At 72.2% G+C, this 24,914-nt stretch carries 22 protein-coding genes; 13 read left to right on the top strand and 9 right to left on the bottom strand.

Annotated features, from left to right (window positions below):
- Positions 1–24: 24 nt before the first annotated feature.
- Together ACWJ6R_RS08650 and miaB are read right to left on the bottom strand one after the other, a co-directional pair.
- On the bottom strand, positions 25–648 hold the full coding sequence (locus ACWJ6R_RS08650) for a hypothetical protein (protein WP_449061691.1): 624 nt from the start codon (positions 646–648) through the stop codon (positions 25–27).
- A gap of 170 nt (positions 649–818) precedes the next feature.
- Positions 819–2,318, bottom strand: coding sequence for a tRNA (N6-isopentenyl adenosine(37)-C2)-methylthiotransferase MiaB (gene miaB, locus ACWJ6R_RS08645; protein WP_449061690.1), 1,500 nt, complete (start codon positions 2,316–2,318; stop codon positions 819–821).
- A 151-nt stretch (positions 2,319–2,469) separates the two neighbouring features.
- Here miaB and ACWJ6R_RS08640 point away from each other — a divergent pair, with 151 nt between their 5' ends.
- The 11 genes from ACWJ6R_RS08640 to ACWJ6R_RS08590 all read left to right on the top strand — a co-directional run bounded on the left by ACWJ6R_RS08640 (position 2,470) and on the right by ACWJ6R_RS08590 (position 14,941).
- Positions 2,470–3,225: an amino acid ABC transporter ATP-binding protein gene (locus tag ACWJ6R_RS08640; protein WP_449061689.1), complete on the top strand. Its 756-nt coding sequence runs from the start codon at positions 2,470–2,472 to the stop codon at positions 3,223–3,225.
- A gap of 52 nt (positions 3,226–3,277) precedes the next feature.
- Positions 3,278–4,156 (top strand): glutamate ABC transporter substrate-binding protein, encoded by an 879-nt coding sequence (locus tag ACWJ6R_RS08635; protein WP_449061688.1) that lies wholly within the window; start codon positions 3,278–3,280, stop codon positions 4,154–4,156.
- Between the two features lie 70 nt (positions 4,157–4,226).
- A complete protein-coding gene (locus ACWJ6R_RS08630) occupies positions 4,227–4,895 on the top strand; it encodes an amino acid ABC transporter permease (RefSeq protein ID WP_449061687.1) in 669 nt (222 codons plus the stop codon).
- Positions 4,892–5,776 (top strand): amino acid ABC transporter permease, encoded by an 885-nt coding sequence (locus ACWJ6R_RS08625; RefSeq protein WP_449061686.1) that lies wholly within the window; start codon positions 4,892–4,894, stop codon positions 5,774–5,776. The genes ACWJ6R_RS08630 and ACWJ6R_RS08625 overlap by 4 nt, the downstream gene beginning before the upstream one ends.
- Positions 5,777–5,969: 193 nt before the next feature.
- Positions 5,970–7,919, top strand: coding sequence for a S9 family peptidase (locus ACWJ6R_RS08620; RefSeq protein ID WP_449061685.1), 1,950 nt, complete (start codon positions 5,970–5,972; stop codon positions 7,917–7,919).
- Positions 7,920–8,072: 153 nt separating this feature from the next.
- On the top strand, positions 8,073–8,432 hold the full coding sequence (locus ACWJ6R_RS08615; RefSeq protein ID WP_449061684.1) for a GntR family transcriptional regulator: 360 nt from the start codon (positions 8,073–8,075) through the stop codon (positions 8,430–8,432).
- Positions 8,429–9,349 (top strand): ATP-binding cassette domain-containing protein, encoded by a 921-nt coding sequence (locus ACWJ6R_RS08610; RefSeq protein WP_449061683.1) that lies wholly within the window; start codon positions 8,429–8,431, stop codon positions 9,347–9,349. The genes ACWJ6R_RS08615 and ACWJ6R_RS08610 overlap by 4 nt, the downstream gene beginning before the upstream one ends.
- Entirely contained in the window at positions 9,346–10,053 is a 708-nt protein-coding gene (locus tag ACWJ6R_RS08605; protein WP_449061682.1) for a hypothetical protein, read from the top strand. Before ACWJ6R_RS08610 ends, ACWJ6R_RS08605 begins: the two co-directional genes overlap by 4 nt.
- Before the next feature lie 94 nt (positions 10,054–10,147).
- The gene (locus ACWJ6R_RS08600) at positions 10,148–13,297 is read left to right on the top strand and encodes a BTAD domain-containing putative transcriptional regulator (protein ID WP_449061681.1); all 3,150 of its coding nucleotides are present in this window, start codon (positions 10,148–10,150) and stop codon (positions 13,295–13,297) included.
- 232 nt (positions 13,298–13,529) lie between these two features.
- Entirely contained in the window at positions 13,530–14,729 is a 1,200-nt protein-coding gene (locus tag ACWJ6R_RS08595) for a cytochrome P450 (RefSeq protein WP_449061693.1), read from the top strand.
- Between the two features lie 2 nt (positions 14,730–14,731).
- Positions 14,732–14,941 carry a ferredoxin gene (locus ACWJ6R_RS08590; RefSeq protein ID WP_449061680.1) on the top strand — a complete coding sequence of 70 codons (210 nt, stop codon included), beginning with the start codon at positions 14,732–14,734 and terminating at the stop codon, positions 14,939–14,941.
- On the opposite strand, the gene rny is transcribed toward ACWJ6R_RS08590, so the two are convergent.
- The 3 genes from rny to recA all read right to left on the bottom strand — a co-directional run bounded on the left by rny (position 14,938) and on the right by recA (position 18,730).
- Entirely contained in the window at positions 14,938–16,557 is a 1,620-nt protein-coding gene (gene rny / locus ACWJ6R_RS08585) for a ribonuclease Y (RefSeq protein WP_449061679.1), read from the bottom strand. The genes ACWJ6R_RS08590 and rny overlap by 4 nt on opposite strands.
- Positions 16,558–16,835: 278 nt before the next feature.
- Entirely contained in the window at positions 16,836–17,504 is a 669-nt protein-coding gene (recX, locus tag ACWJ6R_RS08580; protein ID WP_449061692.1) for a recombination regulator RecX, read from the bottom strand.
- Between the two features lie 131 nt (positions 17,505–17,635).
- Positions 17,636–18,730, bottom strand: coding sequence for a recombinase RecA (gene recA / locus ACWJ6R_RS08575; RefSeq protein WP_449061678.1), 1,095 nt, complete (start codon positions 18,728–18,730; stop codon positions 17,636–17,638).
- Positions 18,731–19,014: 284 nt separating this feature from the next.
- Here recA and ACWJ6R_RS08570 point away from each other — a divergent pair, with 284 nt between their 5' ends.
- Entirely contained in the window at positions 19,015–19,290 is a 276-nt protein-coding gene (locus ACWJ6R_RS08570) for a hypothetical protein (RefSeq protein ID WP_449061677.1), read from the top strand.
- Positions 19,291–19,413: 123 nt separating this feature from the next.
- On the opposite strand, the gene ACWJ6R_RS08565 is transcribed toward ACWJ6R_RS08570, so the two are convergent.
- From ACWJ6R_RS08565 to ACWJ6R_RS08550, 4 genes are all read right to left on the bottom strand, one after another.
- On the bottom strand, positions 19,414–19,608 hold the full coding sequence (locus ACWJ6R_RS08565; RefSeq protein ID WP_449061676.1) for a DUF3046 domain-containing protein: 195 nt from the start codon (positions 19,606–19,608) through the stop codon (positions 19,414–19,416).
- Between the two features lie 52 nt (positions 19,609–19,660).
- On the bottom strand, positions 19,661–20,161 hold the full coding sequence (locus ACWJ6R_RS08560; RefSeq protein WP_449061675.1) for a VOC family protein: 501 nt from the start codon (positions 20,159–20,161) through the stop codon (positions 19,661–19,663).
- Positions 20,162–20,253: 92 nt separating this feature from the next.
- Complete coding sequence (locus ACWJ6R_RS08555) at positions 20,254–20,427, bottom strand: hypothetical protein (RefSeq protein WP_449061674.1); 174 nt, start codon at positions 20,425–20,427, stop codon at positions 20,254–20,256.
- The gene (locus tag ACWJ6R_RS08550; protein ID WP_449061673.1) at positions 20,424–21,761 is read right to left on the bottom strand and encodes a pyridoxal phosphate-dependent decarboxylase family protein; all 1,338 of its coding nucleotides are present in this window, start codon (positions 21,759–21,761) and stop codon (positions 20,424–20,426) included. Before ACWJ6R_RS08550 ends, ACWJ6R_RS08555 begins: the two co-directional genes overlap by 4 nt.
- 132 nt (positions 21,762–21,893) lie before the next feature.
- Between ACWJ6R_RS08550 and ACWJ6R_RS08545 the strand changes: the two genes are divergently transcribed.
- Positions 21,894–24,914: DEAD/DEAH box helicase (locus tag ACWJ6R_RS08545; RefSeq protein ID WP_449061672.1), on the top strand; the 3,021-nt coding region annotated here is incomplete at its 3' end.

Below are 24,914 nucleotides of genomic sequence, written 5' to 3'. Positions count from 1 at the left end.
CCGCCCGGCGGCCCCCGCGGCGGCTCAGCCCGTGGGCCCCTGCGGGGCGACGAACCCGGGGGCGCCGTCGGAGCGCGGATCGGTGTAGCTCTCCTCGCCCTGCTGGGACGGCGTGCCGCTCTGCTTGTCCCTGGCCGGGGTGGAGGCGGAGGTGGAGGGCTTGGCGCGCGAGGTGCCGGAGTCCCCACCGGAGCCCGACCCGGTGGACCCGCCGGAGCCCGACCCCGCGGACCCCGCCGACCCGGCGGAGGAATCGTCGGAGCCGCCGGAGGAGCCATCGGACCCGCCGGACGAATCACCGGAGGCGTCCTCCTCCGAGCCCCCGGAGGCGTTCCGTTCCTGGTCGTCGCCGGCCGGCGCGCCGCCGTCGCCGGCGGGCTCCTGCCGCTCGTCCTGTCCGGCTCCCGGCGACTGCGGCACCGAGACGGAGGCGCCCTCGTCACCGGAGGAGACGAAGGTGTAGGCGGCGACACCGCCCACCAGGAGCACGGCCGCGGCGGAGGCGGCGGCTATGGCCAGGCCGCGCTTCCCCTGGGGGGCCGGGGCCCGTCCGCGGCCGGATCCGCGCCGGGATCCGCGGCCGGGTCCGGCGAGGGTCTCCGCTTCCTCGCGCTGTTCGGGGCGGTCGGGGGTGGAGGGGACGTGCATTCGACAACAACTCCCTGCGGTTCTCGGGGAAACCTCCACGGCTTCCGAGGGTGCCGAATCACACTAGCCACAGCAGGGAAATGCTCGCGCCGCAATCACATGATGATCACGACTTGTCATCTTTTGCAGGGGTCCGTCGCGGACCGTCCGCGGGACGGGTCCGTACGGCCTCAGGAGCCGAGGGAGCAGCCCGGGGCCTCCTGCGCGGCGGGAGCGGGGCGGCCGATCGACGGCATGCCCAGCATGACCCCGGAGGAGGCGCCGGCGGGGGCGGCCTGGCGGGCCTGCCAGGCGTCGCCCGCCCGGGTCCGGCGGAGGCTCAGCGCGGGCCCGTCGGCCACCAGATGGTGCGGCGCCGCGTAGGTGATCTCGACGCCGACCATGTCGCCCGGGCGCGGGACCTCGTCCCCCGGGACGAAGTGCACCAGGCGGTTGTCGGGGGCCCGGCCGGACAGGCGGCGGGTCGCCTCGTCCTTGCGGCCCTCGCCCTCGGCCACCAGCACCTCGAGCGTCCGGCCGACCTGCTTCTTGTTCTCCTCCCAGGAGATCTCGTTCTGCAGCTCGACCAGCCGGTCGTAGCGCTCCTGCACGACCTCCTTGGGGACCTGCCCGTCCATCGTGGCGGCGGGCGTGCCCGGCCGGATGGAGTATTGGAAGGTGAAGGCGTTGGCGAACCGCGACTCCCGCACCACGTCCAGCGTGGCCTGGAAGTCCTCCTCGGTCTCGCCGGGGAAGCCCACGATGATGTCGGTGGAGATGGCCGCGTCCGGCATGGCCGCGCGGACCCGCTCGATGATGCCGAGGTAGCGCTCGGCCCGGTAGGAGCGGCGCATCGCCTTCAGGACCCGGTCGGAGCCGGACTGCAGCGGCATGTGCAGCTGGTGCATCACGTTGGGCGTCTCGGCCATGGCCGCGATGACGTCGTCGGTGAAGGCCGCCGGGTGCGGGCTGGTGAAGCGGACCCGCTCCAGGCCCTCGACCTCGCCGCAGGCCCGCAGGAGCTTGCCGAAGGCGAGCCGGTCGCCGAACTCGACGCCGTAGGTGTTGACGTTCTGGCCCAGCAGGGTGATCTCCAGGACGCCCTGGCCGACCAGGGTCCGGACCTCGGCCAGGACGTCTCCGGGACGGCGGTCCTTCTCCTTGCCGCGCAGCGACGGCACGATGCAGAAGGTACAGGTGTTGTTGCACCCGACCGAGACCGAGACCCAGGCGGCGTAGGCGGACTCGCGCTTGGTCGGCAGCGTGCTCGGGAAGGTCTCCAGGGACTCCTTGATCTCGACCTGGGCCTCCTGCGCGATCCGCGCCCGCTCCAGGAGGACCGGCAGCGAGCCGATGTTGTGCGTGCCGAACACCACGTCGACCCAGGGCGCCCGGCGGACGATCTCGCCCTGGTCCTTCTGCGCCAGGCAGCCGCCCACGGCGATCTGCATGCCGGGGTTGTCGGTCTTCGCCGGTCGCAGGTGGCCGAGGTTGCCGTAGAGGCGGTTGTCGGCGTTCTCCCGGACGGCGCAGGTGTTGAACACGACCACGTCGGCCGTCCGCCCCTCGGCCGCGGGGACGTATCCCGCGTCCTCCAGCAGGCCCGACAGGCGCTCGGAGTCGTGCACGTTCATCTGGCACCCGTAGGTACGAACCTCGTACGTGCGGGCGCTCTCCACGGTGGCAGTCATCTCAATACACAAGGGTAGGCGCTCCTCCGACCTCGCAGAGACCGTGATGATGTACGGTTCGCCCCCGCGCGGGGATGTTCGGGCAGGTCGTGACCGGATCGGTACCGCAGGGTTAGCCCCGGGTGCCCTTTACCGAATTACGTTGTCCTTCATGACGGAGAACGGGGACACGACTCCTCTTGTCGTGCTCGAAGGGGTCAACAAGCACTTCGGCAGCCTCCACGTGCTGCGTGACATCAACCTCACGATCTCGCGCGGCGAGGTGCTGGTCGTCATCGGTCCCTCCGGCGGGGGCAAGTCCACGTTGTGCCGGGCGATCAACCGGCTGGAGACCGTCGACGGCGGGACGATCACATTCGACGGGCAGCCCCTGCCCGCCGAGGGCAAGGCGCTGGCCAGGCTCCGCTCCGAGGTCGGCATGGTGTTCCAGTCCTTCAACCTGTTCGCCCACAAGACGATCCTGGAGAACGTCACGCTGGGGCCGATCAGGGTCCGGGGCGTCGCCAGGGCGCAGGCCGAGCGGCGCGGCATGGAGCTGCTGGAGCGGGTCGGCATCGGCAGCCAGGCGTCGAAGTACCCGGCGCAGCTGTCCGGAGGCCAGCAGCAGCGCGTGGCCATCGCCCGCGCGCTGGCCATGGAGCCCAAGATGATCCTGTTCGACGAGCCGACCTCGGCGCTGGACCCGGAGATGGTCCAGGAGGTGCTCGACGTCATGGTCGGCCTCGCTCGCGACGGCATGACGATGATGGTCGTCACCCACGAGATGGGCTTCGCGCGGCGCGCGGCCAACCGTGTGGTGTTCATGGCCGAGGGGCAGATCGTCGAGGAGAACACCCCCGACGAGTTCTTCACCGCCCCCCGGACCGACCGGGCCAAGGACTTCCTCTCCAAGATCCTGACGCACTGACCATCTCCCGGGCAGGCTGTTCATCCCGACGACGAAGAAGAGGAAACGGAACATGCGAGTAATGCGTATCGGTGCGGCGATCGCCGCGGCGGGTGCGCTCACCCTGGGCCTGGCGGCCTGCGGGAGCGACAGCGGCGGCGGCGACACCACCGCCTACACCACGGTCGTCGACAAGGCCAAGGGCGCCAAGAAGCTGGTCGTCGGCACCAAGTGGGACCAGCCGAGCCTGGGCCTGAAGACCGGCGCCGAGCCGGAGGGCTTCGACGTCGAGGTCGCCAAGTACGTCGTCAAGGAGCTCGCGGGCGGCGCCGACGTCGAGATCGAGTGGAAGGAGTCCGCGTCGTCCAACCGCGAGGCCTTCCTCGCCAACGGCACCGTGGACATCATCTTCGCGACCTACTCGATCACCGACAGCCGCAAGGAGAAGGTGACCTTCGGCGGGCCGTACATCGTGGCCCACCAGGACGTCATGGTCCGCGCCGACGACAACAAGATCGCCAAGCCGCAGGACCTGGCGGGCAAGCGCATCTGCCAGGCGGCCGGCTCCAACTCCTACAAGCGGATCACCGACCCGCCGCCGGACGGCGAGCTGGACCTGGACGCCCAGCTGGTGGGCGCCGCGACCTACTCCGAGTGCGTGCAGAAGCTCGGCGGCAACAACCTGGACGCGGTGACGACCGACGACCTGATCCTGGCGGGCTTCGCCAAGCAGGCCGGCGGCGGCTTCAAGATCCTCGGCCAGCCGTTCACCGACGAGAAGTACGGCGTCGGCCTGAAGAAGGGCGACACCAAGACGTGTGAGGCCGTCAACGCGGCGATCACCAAGATGTATCAGGACGGCACCGCGCAGAAGCTGTTCGAGAAGTGGTTCGCGGGAGCCCAGGGCCTCAAGGCCCCGACGGCCGCCCCGCAGTTCGAGCCCTGCGCGTAGTCCGGCCTCACGTGGCGGCCGGTGACCCCGTGGGGGCACCGGCCGCCGCCGTCTTCGCTGTGGAGCACCATTGAATGACCTGATCAAGTACGGCCCGGCCCTCGCCGAGGGGTTCCTGGAGAACGTGAAGCTCTCCGTGATGTGCGGGATCCTCTCCCTCATCCTCGGCACGGTCCTGGTGTCGATGCGCGTCTCGCCGACACCGGTCCTGCGCGCGGCCGGGACCCTCTACGTCAACATCGTGCGCAACACGCCGCTCACCCTGGTGCTGGCCTTCTCCGCGCTCGGGCTCAGCGACACCCTGGGGCTGACCCTCTCCCAGACGCCGAGCACCAACTCCTTCTGGCTGGTCGTGCTCGGCCTGTCGATCTACACCGCCTCGTTCGTCTGCGAGGCGCTGCGCTCGGGCATCAACACGGTCCCGCTCGGGCAGGCCGAGGCGGCGCGCGCCATCGGGCTCACCTTCGTGCAGTCGCTGCGGCTGATCATCCTGCCGCAGGCGTTCCGCACGGTGATCGCCCCGCTCGGCAGCGTGATCATCGCGATGATCAAGAACACCACGGTGGCGGTCGCGGGAGGCTACCTTGCCGAGTCGGCGTTCGTCATGAAGGACACCTTCGACGACACCGGAGCGTCGATCCCCATCTTCCTCGGTCTGGCGGTGGCCTTCATGGCGTTCACCCTGCCGATCGGCTTCCTGACCGGCTGGCTGGGCCGGCGGCTGGCGGTGGCCCGATGAGCACCTCGGTCCTGTTCGACGTGCCGGGCCCCCGGGCCCGCGCGCGCAACGCCGTCTACACGGCCGCCGCGCTGGCGGCGATCGCCGCGATCCTGTACTTCGTCTACGTCAAGTTCGACGAGAAGGGCCAGTGGGAGGGCAGGATCTGGGAGCCCTTCCTGCGGCCGGAGACCTGGACGACGCACATCCTGCCGGGCCTGCTCGGCACGCTGAAGGCGGCGGGCCTGGCGGCGGTCCTCGCGCTCGTCTTCGGCGCGGTGTTCGGCCTGGCCCGGCTCTCCGACCACGCGTGGATCAGGATCCCCGCGGGCGTGGTCGTGGAGGTCTTCCGAGCCATCCCGCTGCTGCTGCTGATCTTCTTCATCTTCTACCTGGCGCCCAGCGTGATGGGCGGCGGCGACTACGCCTTCATGGCGGTGGTCGCCGGACTGACCCTCTACAACGGGTCGGTGCTGGCCGAGGTGGTCAGGGCGGGCGTGCTGTCGGTGCCCCGGGGCCAGTCCGAGGCGGCCTACGCCATCGGCCTGCGCAAGAACCAGGTCATGCGGATGGTCCTGCTGCCCCAGGCGGTGACCGTGATGATGCCCGCGATCGTGAGCCAGCTCGTCGTGCTGCTCAAGGACACCGCGCTGGGCTACATCATCGCCTACGTGGACCTGCTCAACACGGGCTTCAAGATCCTTCCGGCGGTCTTCTTCGGCTCCCTCATCCCCGCGGCGATCGTCGTCGGGGTCATCTACGTCGGGCTCAACATGGCGCTCAGCGCCCTGGCGACGTGGCTGGAGAAGCGCAGCCGGCGCAGCCGGAAGACCTCCGCGGCCCCGGTCGCCCCGCCCGGCGCGGTGGGCGTGCCCGGAGGCGGCGTCTCCGCGGTGGACTGACCCGGCCGAGGGGGCGGGCGGCCGACCAGGCCGCCCGCCCCCTCGCCTCCGGTCCCCGCCCGGACGCGTCCCGCCTCCCCGCGGTCTTCGCCGCCTCTCGCCTCCGGCTCCCCACCCGGACGGGACGGCGGATCCGGGAACGTCCGAACGTCATACCGGCGACACGCGGCGTGTTATCGGGCAGGATTACGGCATGCCCGCAGAGCGCGATGTCCTGCCGTACGCCGCCTGGCCCTCCCCCGTCTCCACCGCCGACGTCGCCCGCTCCGGGCTGCAACTCGCCTTCCCCACCGTGCTGGGCGACGAGGTGTGGTGGACCGAGGACCGCCCCGCCGAGGGCGGGCGGACCACGATCATGCACCGGGGCGCCGACGGCGTCCGCCAGGAGCTGCTGCCCGCGCCGTGGAGCGCCAGGACCCGCGTCCACGAGTACGGCGGGCGGTCCTACGCGGTGGTCCCCGGCCGGGGCTCCGATGAAGGCCCCGGTGAGGGCGCAGGTGAGGGCGCGGGCCGGAGCGTCGTCTTCGCGAACCTGGCCGACCAGCGCCTCTACCTGCTGGCCCCCGGCGCCGAGCCGCGCCCGATCACGCCGGAGCCCGAGCGGGCGGCGGGGCTGCGCTACGCCGACCTGACCGTCCGCGACGGGCAGGTGTGGTGCGTCCAGGAACGGCACGACGGCGGCTCCGACAGCGGTGACGGCGACGGCAAGGTCAGCCGGTCGATCGTCTCCGTCCCGCTGCACGGCGGCGCCGAACCCCGCGAGCGGGTCTCCGGGAGTGACTTCTACGCCTCCCCGGTGCTGTCCCCCGACGGCGAGCACCTGGCCTACGTCTGCTGGAACCACCCGCTCATGCCATGGAACGGCACCGAGCTGCGGATCACCCGGCTGGCCGACGGCGCCTCCTGGACCGTCAAGGGCGGCGTCACCGAGTCCGTACTCGCCCCGCAGTGGCGCGACGACCGGCACCTCTACCTGGTCTCCGACTGGTCGGGCTGGTGGAACCTCTACCGGGTCGGGATATTCGGCACCTCCCCGCAGGCGCTCCACCCCGCCGAGGAGGAGTTCGCCGGGCCGCTGTGGCAGCTCGGCGGCTCACCGTACGCCGTGCTGGACGACGGGCGGCTCGCGGTCCTGCACGGGCAGGGGGAGCTGCGGCTGGGCCTCCTCGACCCGGCCGACGGCACGCTGACCGACCTCGACGTGCCCTACGACGGCTGGCTGCCCGCCCTGGCCGCCGACGGGCGCACGCTCGCCGGGATCGGGTACGGCCCGGCGGTGCCCCAGTCGGTCGTCCGGGTGGACACCGTGACCGGGCGGGTGGAGGGGCTCCGGCGCGACGTCGACGAACTGCCCGACATCGCCTACCTGCCGGTCCCGCGCTCCGTGGAGATCGAGGGGCGGTTCGGCCGCCGGGTGCACGCCCACCTCTACCCGCCGTCCAACCCGGAGGCCCGCGGCGACGGCCCGCCGCCGTACGTCGTGTTCGTCCACGGCGGCCCCACCGGCTACAGCCCGACGGCGCTCGACCTGAAGAAGGCCTTCTTCACCAGCCGCGGCATCGGCGTCATCGACGTCAACTACGGCGGCTCCACCGGGTACGGCCGCGCCTACCGCGAGCGGCTGCGCGGCCAGTGGGGCGTGGTCGACGTGGAGGACGCGATCTCGGCGGCCGAGTGGCTGGCCGGGGAGGGCCTGGCGGATCCGGCGCGGATCGCGATCCGGGGCGGCAGCGCGGGCGGCTGGACGGTCATGGCGGCGTGCGCGCGCTCCAGTGCCTTCGCCGGGGGCGTCTCCTACTACGGGGTGAGCGCCCTCGGCCCGTTCGCCGCGACCACCCACGACTTCGAGTCCCGTTACATCGAATGGCTGGTCGGCCCCTCCGACCCCGTCCTGTACGGCTCCCGCGAGCCCTTGGGGCAGGCCGCCGGGGTCACCTGCCCCATGCTGCTGCTGCAGGGCCTGTCCGATCCCGTGGTCCCGCCGGCCCAGTCGGAGGCGTTCGCCGACGCCCTCGCCGCACGCGGGGTGCCCTGCACGTACCTCACCTTCGAGGGCGAGTCCCACGGCTTCCGCCGCGCCGAGACCCGCAGCGCGGCGCTCGCCGCCGAGCTGGCCTTCTACCAGCAGATCTTCTGCGTCTGACGGCCGCCCGCCGCCTTCCCCCCTCCGGACCCCCGCGCCCGGACCGTCCTTCCCGCCGCCCCGGGCGGCCCTTCGGGGCCCGGGGCGGTTGACCGCTGCCCGCACACCTTCTATCGTTCATTAGTGGAGTAAAGGACCATAGAAGCAGGTGCCATGTTCGATGACCGGAGCCCGATCTACCGGCAGATAGCCGACCGCATCAAGGCGGACGTGCTGAGTGAGGCGCTCAAGGGCGACGAGCAGGTCATGTCCACCAACCAGTACGCCGCCTTCTACCGGATCAACCCGGCCACGGCGGCCAAGGCGTTCCAGCAACTGGTCGAGGAAGGCGTCCTCTACAAGAAACGAGGTATCGGCATGTTCGTCAGCCCGGACGCCCGGGACGCGCTCAGGGCCGAGCGCAGGGAGAACTTCTTCGCCGACGTGGTCGACCCGATGGTCGCCCAGGCCAAGATCGTCGGAATTCCGCTCGGCGACGTGATCGAGCGCATCAAGCAGCTGGAGGGGCGATGAGGATCGAGGTCGAGGACCTGGTGCTGCGCTACGGCGACGTCACGGCGCTGGACGGCCTGACGCTCGCCCTGGAGCCCGGGAAGATCTACGGGCTGCTCGGCCGCAACGGCTCGGGCAAGACGAGCCTGCTCTCGGTGCTGGCGGGTTTCCGCAGGCAGTCGGCGGGCGGCGTGCGGATCGACGGGCGGCCGGTGTTCGAGAACGGGTCCATCACCAGCCGGATCAGCCTGATCCGGGACGCCGGCGAGACCGTCGACATCGGCAGCGCCGAAGACGCGATCTTCTTCGCCGAGTGGCTCCGCCCGGACTGGGACGGCGATTACGCCCGCTCGCTGCTGGACCTGTTCGGGATCGATCCGAAGAAGAACGTCAAGGAGATGTCCAAGGGGCAGCGCTCGGCGGTGGGCGTGGTGATCGGCCTGGCCGGCCGGGCGCCGCTGACCATGTTCGACGAGTCCTATCTGGGCATGGACGCCCCCTCCCGGCAGGCGTTCTACGACGCGCTGCTCGCCGACTACATCGCCCACCCCCGCACGGTCGTCCTCTCCACCCACCTCATCGAGGAGGTGAGCTCACTGTTCGAGGAGGTCGTGATCATCGACAAGGGCCGGCTGGTCGCGCACGAGGAGAGCCAGACCCTGCTCTCCCGGGGAACGGCCGTGACCGGGCCCGCCGCGCAGGTCGACGCCTTCACCGCCGGGCTGACCGTGCTCGGCGAAAGGCGGCTCGGCCCGACCAAATCGGCGATGCTCTACGGCGACCTCGACGACGCCCGGCGCGGGGAGGCCGCCGCGTCCGGGCTCGAACTCGGCCCGATCGACCTGCAGGACCTGTTCATCCATCTGACCGGAGGCTCCGGAACCTCCAGCACCGAAGCACCCCCCGCCGCAGAGCTCCGCACTGGAGAGACCCGATGAGATTCCCCACCCGGCTCCTCGCCGCCCACTCCTACTTCGCCCTGCTGCTGTTCGCCGCCTACGTCGTGGTCGTCGCCATGATCGCGGTCGGCGTCGACGTCTTCGGCACGCTCAACCAGAGCGCGTGGGAGGCCGCCGTCCAGCTGCCCCGGTGGTACGCCCTGTTCGTCGGGGTGGCCCTGGTCCGGGAGTACCTGCCGCTCTACATCGCGCACGGGCAGACCCGCCGCCGGTTCGGCGCGCAGGCCGCCGTCACCATTGCCCTGTTCGCCCCGTTCCTGTCGGCCCTGATCACGGTCGGCTACCTGCTGGAGACCCTGCTCTACGGCCTGTTCGACCGGCCGCAGGTGATCGACCGGGTCCACCTGTTCACCGAACCGACCCAGGTGCCGCTCGTCTTCGCCGAGTACCTGGTCGAGTTCGTCGCCTGGATCGTGGCCGGCGCCTTCATCGCGGCCGGTTTCTACCGGTGGGAGGGCGGCGGGCTGCTCCTGATCCCGCTCGGCGTCGGCCTGTGGGTGCTCGTCGAAGGAGCGATCGGCAAGGAGCTCCGCCTGCCGTTCGTCGGGGACCGCCTCTCCGGCCTCTCCGCGGACCTGCCCCAGTCGACGGGCCTGGCGCTCGGTGTGGGTCTGGGGGTCTTCGTGTTCGGCCTCGCGCTGACCTGGTTGATCATCCGCGACGTGCCGCTGCGCAACCGGTAGCCGGAAAAGAGCTCGCGCCGGCCTCGCCCGCAGCCGCCCGCCCATGATCGGCTCCTCGCTGCGCTCCTCGCCCCGGTTCGGCAGAATCGCCGATGTGAGAGTCGGACTGCTGGGACCGTTCGAGGTCCGGAACCACGATGGGGCCGTGCTGGAGGTTCCGGGGATCCGGCTGCGCGCGCTGCTGGCCGCGCTCGCCCTCGAACCCGGCCGGATCGTCAGGCGTGCGCGGCTGGTGGACTGGATCTGGGGGCACCGGCCGCCCAGGGACGAAGTGAACGCCTTGCAGGCGCTGGTGTCCAGGCTGCGCAGGGTGCTGCCGGACGGTGTGATCGAGGCGGATTCCGGCGGGTACCGCCTGGCCGTGCCTCCCGGCGCCGTCGACGTGTGCCGGTTCGAGCACCTGGTCGCTCAGGCCCGTACCGCCGAGCCTGCGGCACGGGCGGATCTACTGCACTCGGCCTTGGCGTTGTGGCGCGGTAGCGCCCTGGCGGACATCGCGCTGCACGGCAGTGATGCGTTCGACGCCGCGGTCGCGCGTCTGGACGAGCTCCACGTCGCCGCGCTCGGGGACCGGGTGGACGCGGACATCCTCCTCGGCCGCGGCCCGGAGCTGGTCTCCGAGCTGACGGGTCTGGTCGCCGCGCATCCGCTGCGGGAGGGGTTCGTGGCGGCCCTGATGCGAGCGCTCGCCGAGGCGGGGCGCGGCAACGAGGCGTTGACCGTGTACCAGCGGACGCGCGAGCGGCTCGCCGAGGAGCTGGGCGCCGATCCGTCGGCCGGGCTCTCCGCACTGCACACCGCGCTGCTCCGCGGCGAACTGGGCGAGCGGACGGAGCACCGCAGGACGAACCTGCGCGCCGAGCTGACGAGTTTCGTCGGCAGAGACGGCGACGTCTCCGCGGTCGCCGGCCTGGTCGTCAAGCACCGGCTGGTCACGTTGACGGGGGCGGGTGGTTCCGGCAAGACGAGGTTGGCCGCCGAGACCGCGCGGACGATGCTCGCCGGGCTGCCGGACGGGGCGTGGCTGGTCGAACTGGCCTCGGTGCGGTCAGGCTGCGAGCCGGCGCAGGCCGCCTTTACCGCGCTCGGCCTGCGTGACCAGGGACTGCTCGGTGAGGCGCGGGGCGGAGAACCGATGGACCGGCTCCTCTCCGCGCTCCGGGATCGCGCGATCCTGCTGATCCTGGACAACTGCGAGCACGTGATCGAGGCGGCCGCGGTGTTCGCGGACCGGCTGCTGGGCGAGTGCCGGAGTCTGCGGATCCTGGCCACGAGCAGGGAACCTCTCGGCATCACCGGCGAGGTGCTCTGGCAGGTCGAGCCGCTCGCGCTGCCCGCGGAGGGTGAGGACCCCGCCGAGACCGGGTCCTCGCCCGCGGTGCGGCTGCTGCGCGACCGCGCGGAGCTGGTGCGCAAGGACATCGGCTCCGACGCCCGCACCTTGGCGGCCATGGCGCGCATCTGCCGGGCGCTCGACGGGATCCCGCTGGCGATCGAACTGGCCGCGGCACGGCTGCGCACCATGTCCGTCGATCAGCTGGCACGCCGGCTCGATGACCGGTTCCGCCTGCTGACCGGCGGCAGCCGTACGGTCCTGCCCCGGCACAAGACGCTGCGCGCGGTGGTGGACTGGAGCTGGGACCTGCTGACCGAGGCCGAACGCGGCGTGCTGCGGCGGCTCTCGGTGTTCTCCGGCGGGGCGAGCCTGGAAGCGGCCGAACGGGTGTGCGCGGACGGGACCTCCGCAGGGGAGCAGGTGTTCGACGTGCTGACCGCGTTGGTCGAGAAGTCGCTGCTGCTCGCCGACGGCGAGGACGCGCCGCGCTACCGGATGCTCGGCACCATCAGGGAGTACGCGGCGCACCGGCTCGCCGAAGCCGGGGAGACCGAGGCGGCGCGCCGGGCGCACCTCGCCTGCTTCACCGAGCTGGCCGAGACGGCCGAGCCGCACCTGCGCCGGGCCGAGCAGCTGAAGTGGCTGGCCGTGCTCGAGGCCGAGCACGGCAACATCGGCGCGGCCCTGCGCGGAGCGATCGCCGCAGGATGGGCCGAGGAGGCGATGCGGCTGGTCGCGGCCGCGGGCTGGTTCTGGTATCTCAGCGGGCACCGGGCCGAGGGCGCCGAGTTGAGCGTCGCGGCGGCCTCGCTGCCCGGTGAGGCGCCCGACGAGGTGCGGGCGCTGGCGTACACCATCGTGACGGTGTTCCTGACCTCCGGGATCGGCGGCGACCAGTATCAGGCGCGGGAGTGGATCCACGAGGCGCACCGGCTCACCAGGCGCAGCGGGTCCCGCCACCCGCTGCTCGGGTTCGCCGGGCTGCTGGAGCGGATGCTGCGGGAGCCGACGGGGTTCCTGCCCGCGTTCGAGCCGCTCGTCGTCGCCGACGACCCGTGGGTGCGCGCGCAGGCCAGGCTCAGCCGCGGCCGGTTCCGGTTCATGCTCGGCGGCGACGAGACCGACGTGGACGCCGACGTCGAAAGCGCCCTCGCCGAGTTCCGCACGCTCGGTGAGCGGATGGGGATCTCGCTGGCGCTGGGCTTCCTGGCCGATCGGCTCGCCATGCGCGGCGAGTTCGCGCGCGCGTGCGAGCACTACGAGGAGGTGGCCGCGGCGCTGACCGAGGTGGGCGCGGTCGAGGACGTGGTGGGCGTGCGAGCGCGGCAGGCTCAGCTGCACTGGCTGCTCGGCGATGAGCGGTCCAGCGCCGCCGCCCTGGCGGAGGCGCAGCGGTGCGCGGGCGGGATCGCCTGGCCGGACGCGCTCACCGAGCTGGCCCTCGCGAAGGCGCAGCTGGCGCGCTGGCGCGGTGAGTCGGACCGGGCACGCGAGCACCTGGCCGCGGTGCGGGCGGTGTGGGGCGGCGCGGAGATGACCGGCTCCGTCCGCGCCATGACCCTGCACCTGGACGGCTACCTCACCGAGGATCTCCAGGAGGCCCGCGCGTACCGGGCCGAGGCGTTCCGCACGGTCACGGCCACGGAGCACGCGCATCTGCCGACGATCGCCGAGATACTGGTCGGGATCGCGGATCTCGCGCTCCGCCAAGGCGACCACGAGCAGGCCGTGCGGTTGCTCGCGGCGAGCGACGCCGTACGCGGTACTCCGGACCGTTCTCAGCCGGATGCTTCCCGGATCACCGCGGCGACGCGGAATCACCTCGGCGAAACGGCGTTCGCCGAGGCGACCCGCGACGGGCGGCGGCGGGACTGGCGCGAGCTGGCCGAGCTCACGCTCGCTCCGTGAACGACGGGCGCGCCCGCAGGCGACCGGTCCGCGCCGCGGCCGTGCCCTGCCGTGTCAGCGGCCGTGTCAGCGGCCGTGTCAGCGGCCGTGTCAGCACGACGACGGCCCGGTATCAGAGCGGTCGGCGATGGTGGACGCCATGAACGGTTCCGCGATCGCGGTCTCGGGACCGCGGAGGGACGAGATCGCGATCGACGACCTGAGCCGGAGCCGGGTCGAGGAGAGGAAGACCATGGAACACACCGTCACCGCACTGCCGACCGAGCGCCGGCCCGGCTGCCCCTTCGACCCGCCGGCGGAGCTGATCCAGGCCCGCGAGCACGGCCCCATCAGCCGGTATCCCTTCCCCGACGGGCACCAGGGCTGGCTGATCACCGGCTACGACCTGGTCCGGTCGGTCCTGGCCGACTCGCGGTTCAGCTCCCGCAGGGAGCTCATGCGCCACCACCCGCTCATCGACTACGGCGACATCGAGGTCCCTCCGGCGCCGCCCGGCGAGTTCCTGCTCATGGACGAGCCGCAGCACAGCCGGTACAGGAAGCCGCTGGTGGGGAAGTTCACCGTACGGCGGATGCGGCTGCTCACCGAGCGCGTCGAGCAGATCACCGCCGAGTGCCTGGACGCCATGGCGAAGGCCGGACCGCCGGTCGACCTGGTGACCGCGTTCGCCAAGCCCATCCCCGCCATCGTGATCTGCGAGCTGCTGGGGGTGCCGTACGAGGACCGGGGCTCCTTCCAGGAGAACATCGACACGTTCATGAACGGGGAGACCGGCGACGAGGATCTGATGGCGGCCTACACCGCGGTCCAGCACTACCTCGCGGAGCTGGTGGCCGCCAAGCGCGCGCACCCCACCGACGACGTGCTCAGCGACCTCACCGACAGCGACCTGACCGACGAGGAGCTCAAGGGCATCGCCCTGATCCTGCTGGCGGCCGGGCTCGACACCACCACCAACATGCTGGCCCTGGGCGCCTTCGCGCTGCTGCGCAACCCGGAGCAGCTGACCGCGCTGCGCGCCGAGCCCGCGCTCGCCGACCAGGCGGTGGAGGAGCTGCTGCGCTATCTGAGCGTCGCCAAGACGTTCATGAGGACGGCGCTGGAGGACGTCGAGCTGGGCGGCGAGACCATCGCGGCCGGCACGACGGTCATCCTGTCGATCAACACCGCCAACCGCGACCCCGAGCGCTTCACCGATCCTCACGTGCTCGACCTCCGCCGCCGGGAGGGCGGGCATCTGGCCTTCGGCCACGGCGTCCACCAGTGCCTGGGTCAGCAGCTGGCCCGCGTCGAGATGCGGGTCGCGCTACCCGCGCTGGTCGGCCGCTTCCCCACACTGCGCCTGGCCGTACCGGCCGACGAGGTCGGCCTGCGCCCCGAGACCGCCGACGTCTTCGGGGTGAAGAGCCTGCCCGTCACCTGGGAGGCGTGATCATGAGGATCACCGCGGACGCCGGGCGCTGCATCGGCTCGGGAATGTGCGTGCTGACCGCCGGCGAGGTGTTCGACCAGCGCGAGGAGGACGGCAAGGTGATCGTCGTGCGCCCCGAGCCGCCCGCCGGGGCACTGGACGCGGTGCGCGAGGCCATCGACCTGTGCCCCGCCGCGGCGATCACCGCGGACCACGGTGGCGCGGAACGCTAGCGGGCGAACTCGGTCGCCCGGGACTCGCGGACCACGGTGATGCGGATCTGGCCCGGGTAGGTCAGCTCCTCCTCGATCTGCTTGGCCACGTCCCGGGCGATGACCGACGCCTGGATGTCGTCCACCGCGTCCGGCTTGACCATGACCCGGATCTCCCGGCCCGCCTGCATGGCGAAGACCTTCTCCACGCCCTCGTAGGACTGGGCGATCTCCTCCAGCCGTTCCAGCCGCTTGACGTAGGCCTCCAGCGACTCGCGCCGCGCGCCCGGCCGGCCGCCGCTGATCGCGTCGGCGGCCTGCGTCAGGACCGCCTCGACCGTGCGCACCTCGACCTCGTTGTGGTGCGCCTCGATGGCGTGCACGACGTCCTCGTGCTCGCCGTACCGGCGGGCGATCTCCGCGCCGATCAGCGCATGGCTGCCCTCGACCTCGTGGGTGAGGGCCTTGCCGATGTCGTGCAGCACCGTGCAGCGCTTGAGCAGCATCTGGTCCAGTTTGAGCTCGGCGGCCATGATCCCGGCGATGTGGGCGGACTCGACGAGGTGGCCGAGGACGTTCTGCCCGTAGGAGGTGCGGTAGCGCAGCTGGCCGAGCAGGGTGACCAGTTCCGGGTGCATGTCGGTGATGCCGAGCTCCACCAGGGCGTCCTCACCCGCCCGCACGCACAGCTCCTGCACCTCCGCCCGGCTGCGCTCGTAGGCGTCCTCGATGCGCTGGGGGTGGATGCGCCCGTCCAGCACGAGCTTCTCCAGCGTGAGCCGGGCCGTCTCCCGCCGCACCGGGTCGAAGCAGGACAGCAGCACCGCCTCGGGCGTGTCGTCGATGATCAGGTTGACGCCGGTGGTCGACTCGAAGGCGCGGATGTTGCGGCCCTCGCGGCCGATGATGCGGCCCTTCATCTCGTCACCGGGCAGGTGCAGCACGCTCACCACGGACTCGGCGGTCTGCTCGGTGGCCACCCGCTGGACCGCCAGAGTAACGATCTTGGTAGCGCGCTTCTCGCCCTCCCTGCGCGCCTCGCTCTCGATCTCCCTGATGATCAGCGCGGCCTCGCGCTTGGCCTGGTTCTCGATCTCCATGACCAGCTCGGCCTTCGCCTGCGCGCCGGTCAGCCCGGCCACCCGCTCCAGGACCGCCCTGCGCTCCTCGGCGACCCGGTCGAGATCCGCACGGCGGTCGGCCAGCTCGGTCTCCGTCTCGGCGAGCTTGCGGGCCCGCTCGGCCTGGCGCCTGGCCTCCTCGTCGAGCCGCTGCTCCCGCTCCGCCAGCCGGTTCTCCCGGCGTTCCAGGTCGGCGCGGAGCTCCTTGAGCTCGAACTTGAGCACCTTGGCCTCGGCTTCGACCTCCTTGCGCATCTGGGAGGCGCTCTCGGCGGCCGCCTCCGAGCGGCGCAGGATCTCCCCGGCCTCCCGCTCGGCCCGGCTGCGGAGCTCCTCCGCCTCGCGCCTGACCTCCTCCAGCTCGGCGTGGACCTCCTCGAGCTGTTCGGGAGAGGGCCCGGCCGGCTTGCCGAACCCGGCCCCGGTACGGCGGAGCAGCAGGACCAGCACGGTTATCGTCGCCCCGGCGAGCACCACGAGCGCCCCTGCCAACACGACGACCACAACTGGCTCCATGCGCGCCCCGCCCTCCTCGCCTCAGCCAAGCACACGAGGGGTCACACGCACGGCACGGAAAGCCCAGCGGTACAGCCACCAGGACAGGTATCAACCCAGGACCGGCACCATGCCGGCTCTCCTCGCCGACACCTCGCCCGCCCGCGCCGCCAAGCTCACACGTCCGTAGTTCACCGTTATGACAATCCGCACTGCGCGGAGTAACTCCTCACTGGAGTCGAGATTAAGCGTCGAAGAGGTAACGAGCAAGCAAAGACCCGCTGGCCCGCGTGTTCCCCTCACCCGAAGGGATCATCCGGATCGATGGGAACGCCCGGATCCTCCGCCCCTTCGTTCTCCAGTGCCTCCCGGATGACGCGGAAGGCCAGGCTCGGGCCGTATCCCTTACGGGCGAGCATGCCCGCGAGCCGCCGCGTCCGGACGGCGGGCTCCAGCCCCCGGGTCGCGCGGAGCTTGCGCGCCACGAGGCCGCGGGCGGTCTCGGCCTCCTGATCGGGGTCGAGCCGCTCGACCGCCTCTTTGACGGTGTCCTCGTCCACGCCCCGGTGCCGGAGCTCCGAGGCCAGGGCGCGCCGGGCCAGCCCCCGCCCGGTGTGGCGCGAGCTCACCCACGCCGCCGCGAACGCCTCGTCGTCGATGAGGCCGACCTCGGAGAACCGCTCCAGCACGGCCTCCGCCGCGTCCTCGGGGACCTCGCGCTTGCGCAGGGCCTCCGCGAGCTGCGCCCGGGTGCGCGGCGCCATCGTCAGCAGGCGCAGGCAGATCGCCCGCGCCACCGCCTGCGGATCCGCCGGGGGTCCCTGACTCGCCGCGGACCCCTCGACGGGGCCGTCGGGGAGGAACCCTCCGCCGCCGTCCGGCGCTGGTCGCCTCCGGCCGCCGTCCTGCGCGCCGCGCCGCCTCCGGCCGCCGCGCCGGCCCGTCCCGGCGGGACCAGGTCCGGGCAGGTCAGGCCAGGCTCCCCAGTCTCCCGGTCCGGTCTCACCGACCGGACCGGAGTCGGGTCTCGTCACCAATCGCCTCCAGCATGGAGGCCCCGGTCTTCAGGCCGGGGCCCTCGACCGTCCCTCAGCCCGGGTCAGGCGTCACCGGGCTTGGCCGCGGCGGCCTTGGAGCCCCGGCCGGAGGCGGCCGGAGCCGCGGGGGCGGCGGGCGGCGGAGTGGCGGGAGCGTCCACCCGCGGGCCGACGCCGAGCTTCTCCTTGATCTTCTTCTCGATCTCGTTCGCCGTGTCGGGGTGGTTCCGCAGGAAGTTGCGGGCGTTCTCCTTGCCCTGGCCGAGCTGGTCGCCCTCGTAGGTGTACCAGGCGCCGGACTTGCGGACGAAGCCGTGCTCGACGCCCATGTCGATCAGGCCGCCCTCACGGGAGATGCCGACGCCGTACAGGATGTCGAAGTCGGCCACCCGGAAGGGCGGGGCCATCTTGTTCTTGACGACCTTCACCCGGGTGCGGTTGCCGACCGCCTCGGTGCCGTCCTTCAGCGTCTCGATGCGGCGGATGTCGAGACGGACCGAGGCGTAGAACTTCAGCGCCTTTCCACCGGTCGTGGTCTCGGGCGAGCCGAACATGACGCCGATCTTCTCGCGGAGCTGGTTGATGAAGATCGCGGTGGTGCCGGTGCTGTTGAGCGCGCCGGCGACCTTGCGCAGGGCCTGCGACATCAGGCGGGCCTGGAGACCGACGTGGCTGTCGCCCATCTCGCCCTCGATCTCGGCCTTCGGCACCAGGGCCGCGACCGAGTCGATGACCAGCAGGTCGACGGCGCCCGACCGGATCAGCATGTCGGCGATCTCCAGCGCCTGCTCGCCGGTGTCGGGCTGGGAGACGAGCAGCGCGTCGGTGTCGACGCCCAGCTTCTTGGCGTAATCCGGGTCGAGGGCGTGCTCGGCGTCGATGAACGCGGCGATGCCGCCCGCGCGCTGGGCGTTGGCCACCGCGTGCAGCGCGACGGTGGTCTTACCGGAGGACTCCGGGCCGTAGATCTCGACGATGCGACCGCGCGGGAGTCCGCCGATGCCGAGCGCGACGTCGAGGGAGATGGACCCGGTGGGGATCACTTCGATGGGTGCGCGGGTCTCGTCGCCGAGACGCATGACGGAGCCCTTGCCGAACTGCCGCTCGATCTGAGCGAGCGCGGTCTCGAGCGCCTTCTCGCGGTCGTTAGCTGCCACTGGGAGCCCCCTGGAGGGTTGTGGGTCGGATCGGTGTTGCCAGAAAGCTACGGGGTGCCACCGACATTTTCCGGAGAGCACGCCACTAGGGCTGACCCGTCCAATATAGCCGAACGGCTGTTCGATCGGGGCTCGACCGCGTCACCCGCGCCACCGGGGCGCGGGCCCCCGCCGCACCGCCGCACTCTCCGCCGGGTGATATTCCCGGGCATTCCGTCGGACCTGTTGTGACCCGGCTGACCTGGGGGAATCCTGGAGCGAAAACGAACCAGAAGGTGCTTCGCTTGACGGATACGTTCCCCCAGCAACGACTGGCCCACCTCGAGTCCCTGTCCGCGGAGCTCCCCGGGCGGGGGCTGGTCGGCCGCATGCTCGGAGGCGGTGATCCCGTGCTGTGGGTGTGGCACCCCGGCACCGGGAAGCAGACGATCGTCTTCGCCACCCCCGCCCAGGACGGCTGGCTCTTCCTGTGGTCCCCCAGCGGCCAGGAGGGCGCCGGCGATCCGGCCCACGCGGCCGAGCTGATCGGCAAGTCACTGGAGGAGGCCACCGACCCCTGAGCCCGGCGGCGCGGAGACGGTCTCCGGAGACGAGCGGGCGTCCTTCACGGGAGCGGACGCCCTCTCCCGGTCCCGGTCGGCTCCCGCCGCGCGGACACGGGCCGGCCGCCTCCGCCCGCGGCCCTACCGCAGCCGGGAGTCGACGTTCGCCACCCCGCACACCGCGTGCCAGACCTCCTTGGCCGCGATGCCGTCGGCCAGCGCCTGGACCACGGTCCGGCTCCCGAGCTCCGCGATGACGTAGTCGTGAGCCCACGACTCGGCGTAGGGATCACCGAAGTGCAGCTTCATCCGCTTCCAGAACTCCGACAGGCGCATCCCTCCAGTATGGGTGCCCGGGGGATGTGACCGGACTGCGCCGGATCGGCTCTCAGATGACGTGGGAGCCGTACATCTCACCGAGGGGGTCGGCGAGCAGTTCCAGGCGTGTCCCGTCAGGGTCGCGGAAGTAGATCGAGGCGCCGCTCTCGATCCGGTGCGGCACGCCCGCGGCCTCCAGCCTGCCCCGCAGCCGCTCCCAGGTCGACGGGTCCACCGAGATCGCGATGTGGTGGAGGCCGCCGAGGACCTCGGCGTAGGGGGCGAGGTCCAGGCCCGGGAAGTCGAAGAAGGCCAGCAGGTTGCCGTTGCCGACGTCGAAGAAGAAGTGGTTGGAACCCCGGTGGTCGCGGTTCTCGAATATCTCGGTGAGGGGGAACTCCAGCAGGTCCTGGTAGAAGGCGATCGTCCGCTCGACGTCGGAGCAGATCAGGGCGAAGTGGTGCAGTCCTCTGGCGCTGCTGGGCGGGCGGTGCGCCCGCAGGTGCTCGGCCCTGATCCGCTCGCGTGCCGTCTCGATGGCCGGATAGTCGATGCTCATCGCCTGACCCATCGTTTCAGTGTGCCGGTCGCCCGGCCGTGCCGTGTCTGAGCTATCTCTCCGTGCCGGCGGTGACTCAACCTTTCCGGACCGTCACGCCACCGTCACTCCCATCCGCCGCACCCGGCCGTCCCGTCCCGGCACCTCCCGACCGCCGCATCCGGCCGTCCCGCCCCGGCGGCTCCCGTCACCTCGCCGGGGCCGTCGTCCCAGGCGACGTCCAGGCGTCCAGCCGTCCAGCCGTCCGGCCCCACGGCCCCGCCGCGTCCGGCGGTCACGCCATGGTGGCGAGGATCTCCTCGACGATCTCCATGGACGTGCCCGGGTGCAGGAACGCGAACCGGGCGACGGTCTCGCCCTCCCAGCCGGTCGGGGTGACGAAGCCGATCTGCCCGGCGAGCAGCCGCTCGGACCAGTCGTGGTAGTCCCGGGCGGTCCACCCGGTCCGGCGGAACAGCACCGCCGACAGCTCCGGCTCGCGGATCAGCTCCAGGTACGGCGTCCCGCCGATCAGGAGCGCGGTCTCCCGGGCCAGGGAGAGGCCCTTCTCGACGGCCTCGGTGTAGGCGTCGGTGCCGTTGACGGCCAGCGAGAACCAGAGCGGCAGGCCCCGGGCCCGGCGCGTCAGGTGGTAGGCGTAGTCGGTCGGGTTCCACTCGTCGCCACCCGTGTGCAGGACGTCGAGGTAGGAGGCGTCCTGGGTGTGCACGGCGCGGGCCAGGCGGGGCTCGCGGTAGAGCAGCGCCGCGCAGTCGAAGGGCGCGAACAGCCACTTGTGCGGGTCGACGACGAAGGAGTCGGCGTGCTCGATCCCGGTGTAGCGGTGGCGGACGGAGGGGGCGAACAGGCCCGCGCCGCCGTACGCGCCGTCCACGTGGAACCAGAGGCCGCGCTCGCGGGCGACCTCGGCGACGCCGGCGAGGTCGTCGATGATCCCGGCGTTGGTGGTGCCGGAGGTGGCGACCACGGCGATCACGTCCGACGGGTCGGGGTCGGCGGCGAGGGCGGCGCGCAGGGCGTCACCGGTCAGGCGGTGGTCGAGGGAGGGGACGACGAGGGCGTCCACGTCGATGATGCGCAGGGTGTTGGAGATCGAGGAGTGCGCCTGGTCGCTGACCGCGACGCGCAGGCGCCTTCCGGGACGGGTGCGCCGGGCGGTGTCGCGGGCCACGACGAGGGCGGAGAGGTTGCCCGCCGAGCCGCCGGAGACGAAGCAGCCGCCCGCCCCGGCCGGCATCCCCGCCCGGTCGGCGAGCAGGCGCAGGACCTGGTTCTCCGCGGCGATCGCGCCGGAGGCCTCCAGCCAGGAGATGCCCTGCAGCGAGGCACAGGAGACGACCATGTCGAACAGGAGCGCGGCCTTGGTCGGCGCGGCCGGGATGAAGGAGAGGAAGCGGGGGCTGTCGGCGGAGATGACCGCCGGGGCCAGCTGCGTGGCGTAGACGTCCAGGACCTTCTCGGGGTCGGTGCCCGCGGCGGTGATGAGCCCGTCCAGCGCCGCGTCGAGCTTGTCCTTGATCCCGGGGTGGTCGAGGGGGACGGGATCGAGGGAGAGCCGGTCCCTCATGTAGTCGAAGACCAGGTCCGTCAGGCGCTCGTCGTAGCTGTGCACCCGAGAAGTATGGAGATAAAACCGTCAAAACAACCAATAGCCATTATGGACACCTCGAAGAGGATTTTTCACCGTCTCGTACGGTTGCCGGGCGGCACCGGTTCTGTCGGTGCCGCCCGGCAGTATGGACCTGTGACCGGATCAGCGCTCGACCACTTCACCCAGGTGACCAGGGAATGGTTCGCCGGGGCCTTCGCCGCGCCGACCGCCGCCCAGCAGGGGGCGTGGGAGTCGATCGCCCGGGGGGACAACACGCTGGTGGTCGCGCCGACCGGGTCCGGCAAGACCCTGGCCGCGTTCCTGTGGTCCCTCGACCGCCTGGCCGCCGAGCGCACGGCGGGCGACGCGAAGGGCACGGCGGGCGGCGCGAAGGGCACGGCGGGCGACGACGGCGCTCCCCCGCGCTGCCGGGTGCTCTACATCTCGCCGCTCAAGGCCCTGGCCGTGGACGTCGAGCGCAACCTGCGCGCACCGCTGGCGGGGCTCAAGCAGACCGCCCGGCGGCTCGGCCTGCCGGTGCCGGAGATCTCGGTGGCGATCCGGTCCGGCGACACCTCCGCCGAGGAGCGCCGCAGGTTCGCGACCCGGCCCTCCGACATCCTCATCACCACCCCGGAGTCGCTGTTCCTGCTGCTGACGAGCCAGGCCCGCGAGGCGCTGCGCGGCGTGGAGACCGTCATCGTCGACGAGGTCCACGCGGTGGCGGCCACCAAGCGCGGCGCACACCTGGCCCTCAGCCTGGAGCGGCTCGACGCGCTGCTCCCGCGCCCCGCGCAGCGCGTCGGGCTGTCGGCGACCGTGCGGCCGGTGAGCGAGGTGGCCGCGTTCCTCGGCGGTCCCCGCCCCGCGACCGTGGTGCAGCCGCCGTCGGAGAAGGTCGTCGAGGTCGAGGTCGTCGTCCCGGTCGAGGACATGACCGAGCTCGACACCGCGCCCCGGCCGGACGCCGGCGACGACGCGTGGCCGGAGCAGCGGCCGGCCCGCCGGACGATCTGGCCGCACGTCGAGGAGCGGCTCCTGGACCTGATCGGCCGCCACCGCTCGACGATCGTGTTCGCCAACTCCCGCAGGCTCGCCGAACGGCTCTGCGCCCGCCTCAACGAACTGGCCGCCGAGCGCTCCGCGACGCCCGGCCCGGAGCCGGTCCACTGGTCCGGGGGCTTCCCCCGGCCCCCTGCCTCGATCTCCGCCCCGGCCGAGATGATGGCCCAGGCGGGGACGGGCGCGGGGGCGCCGCCGGAGATCGTGCGGGCCCACCACGGCTCCGTGTCGAAGGAGGAGCGCGCCCAGATCGAGGAGGCGCTCAAGTCCGGGCGGCTGCCCGCCGTGGTGGCGACCTCCAGCCTGGAGCTCGGCATCGACATGGGCTCGGTCGACCTGGTCGCATGCGTGGCGGCGCCGCCGAGCGTGGCGAGCGGCCTGCAGCGCATCGGCCGGGCCGGGCACCAGGTGGGCGCGGTCTCACGCGGTGTGATCTTCCCCAAGTACCGCGGGGACCTGGTCCAGACGGCCGTGGTGGCCGAGCGGATGAAGCGGGGTGAGATCGAGGAGCTGCGCTACCCGCGCAACCCGCTCGACGTGCTCGCCCAGCAGATCGTCGCGATGACCGCGCTGGAGGAGTGGACCGTCGACGAGCTGGAGGCGGTGGTCCGCCGCGCCGCGCCGTACCGGACGCTGCCCCGCAGCGCGCTGGAGGCGACGCTCGACATGCTCGCCGGGCGCTACCCCAGCGAGGAGTTCGCCGAGCTGCGCCCGCGCATCGTCTGGGACCGGGTCACCGGCGTGCTGCAGGGGCGGCCCGGTTCCCAGCGGCTGGCCGTCACCAGCGGCGGCACGATCCCCGACCGGGGCCTGTACGGCGTGTTCCTCGTGGGGGAGAAGGCCTCCCGGGTGGGCGAGCTGGACGAGGAGATGGTCTACGAGTCCCGGGCGGGGGACGTCTTCGTGCTGGGGGCGACCTCCTGGCGGATCGAGGACATCACGGCCGACCGGGTGCTGGTCTCCCCCGCCCCCGGGCAGCCGGGCAAGCTGCCCTTCTGGCACGGCGACACGCCGGGCCGCCCGGCCGAGCTGGGCCGGGCGATCGGCGCCTTCCTGCGCGAGCTGTCCGCGGCCGGCGCCGAGGCCGCGCCGGCCCGGGTCCGGGCGGCGGGCCTGGACGGCTTCGCCACGGCCAACCTGCTGGCCTACCTGGCCGAGCAGCGCGAGGCCACCGGCTACGTGCCGGACGACCGCACCCTCGTGGTCGAGCGGTTCCACGACGAGCTGGGCGACTGGCGCGTGGTGGTGCACTCGCCGTACGGCGCGCGGGTGCACGCCCCGTGGGCGCTGGCGATCGGGCGGCGGCTGCGCGAGCGCTACGGCGTCGACGTGCAGGCCGTGCACTCCGACGACGGGATCGTGCTGCGCATCCCCGACACGCTCTCCGACCCGCCCTCGGACGTCGCGGTCTTCGACCCCGAGGAGATCGAGCGGATCGTCACCGAGGAGCTCGGCGGCTCGGCGCTGTTCGCCTCCCGGTTCCGCGAGTGCGCCGGACGGTCCCTGCTGCTGCCGCGCCGCAGCCCGGGGAGGCGGACCCCGCTCTGGCAGCAGCGGCAGCGGGCCTCCCACCTGCTGGGCGTGGCCGGCCGCTACGGCTCGTTCCCCGTCGTGCTGGAGACGATGCGCGAGTGCCTGCAGGACGTGTTCGACGTGCCGGGGCTGGTCCGCCTCATGCGGGACGTCGCGGCGCGGCGGGTACGGCTGGTCGAGGTGGAGACGTCCCAGGCGTCGCCGTTCGCGACGTCCCTGCTCTTCGACTACGTCGGCGCGTTCATGTACGAGGGGGACGCCCCGCTCGCCGAGCGCCGCGCGCAGGCGCTCGCGCTCGACACGAGCCTGCTGGCCGAGCTGCTCGGCCAGGCCGACCTGCGCGAGCTGCTCGACCCCGACGTGATCGCCGACACCGAACGCGAGCTGGCCCGGCTGGACCGGCCGCTCCGCGACGCCGAGGACCTCGCCGACCTGCTCCGCTCCCACGGCCCGCTGGTCCCCGCCGACGTGAGCCTGCGCGGGGGCGAGGCGGCCTGGCTGGAGGACCTGGAGGCGGCCCGGCGGGCGATCCGGGTGCGGGTGGCCGGGCAGGAGCAGTGGGCCGCGGTCGAGGACGCC

Source organism: Planomonospora algeriensis (genome assembly GCF_977012225.1).
This window is presented reverse-complemented; position numbering and strand designations above follow the sequence as displayed.

Excerpts from the sequence above, each read along its gene's own strand:
- ACWJ6R_RS08595 (WP_449061693.1), top strand. The coding sequence starts at position 13,530 with ATGGAACACACCGTCACCGCACTGCCGACCGAGCGCCGGCCCGGCTGC.
- ACWJ6R_RS08590 (WP_449061680.1), top strand. The coding sequence starts at position 14,732 with ATGAGGATCACCGCGGACGCCGGGCGCTGCATCGGCTCGGGAATGTGC.
- ACWJ6R_RS08565 (WP_449061676.1), bottom strand. The coding sequence starts at position 19,608 with ATGCGCCTGTCGGAGTTCTGGAAGCGGATGAAGCTGCACTTCGGTGAT.
- ACWJ6R_RS08560 (WP_449061675.1), bottom strand. The coding sequence starts at position 20,161 with ATGGGTCAGGCGATGAGCATCGACTATCCGGCCATCGAGACGGCACGC.
- ACWJ6R_RS08610 (WP_449061683.1), top strand. The coding sequence starts at position 8,429 with ATGAGGATCGAGGTCGAGGACCTGGTGCTGCGCTACGGCGACGTCACG.
- ACWJ6R_RS08615 (WP_449061684.1), top strand. The coding sequence starts at position 8,073 with ATGTTCGATGACCGGAGCCCGATCTACCGGCAGATAGCCGACCGCATC.
- ACWJ6R_RS08605 (WP_449061682.1), top strand. The coding sequence starts at position 9,346 with ATGAGATTCCCCACCCGGCTCCTCGCCGCCCACTCCTACTTCGCCCTG.
- ACWJ6R_RS08635 (WP_449061688.1), top strand. The coding sequence starts at position 3,278 with ATGCGAGTAATGCGTATCGGTGCGGCGATCGCCGCGGCGGGTGCGCTC.
- ACWJ6R_RS08625 (WP_449061686.1), top strand. The coding sequence starts at position 4,892 with ATGAGCACCTCGGTCCTGTTCGACGTGCCGGGCCCCCGGGCCCGCGCG.
- miaB (WP_449061690.1), bottom strand. The coding sequence starts at position 2,318 with ATGACTGCCACCGTGGAGAGCGCCCGCACGTACGAGGTTCGTACCTAC.
- ACWJ6R_RS08620 (WP_449061685.1), top strand. The coding sequence starts at position 5,970 with ATGCCCGCAGAGCGCGATGTCCTGCCGTACGCCGCCTGGCCCTCCCCC.
- ACWJ6R_RS08640 (WP_449061689.1), top strand. The coding sequence starts at position 2,470 with ATGACGGAGAACGGGGACACGACTCCTCTTGTCGTGCTCGAAGGGGTC.
- ACWJ6R_RS08650 (WP_449061691.1), bottom strand. The coding sequence starts at position 648 with ATGCACGTCCCCTCCACCCCCGACCGCCCCGAACAGCGCGAGGAAGCG.
- rny (WP_449061679.1), bottom strand. The coding sequence starts at position 16,557 with ATGGAGCCAGTTGTGGTCGTCGTGTTGGCAGGGGCGCTCGTGGTGCTC.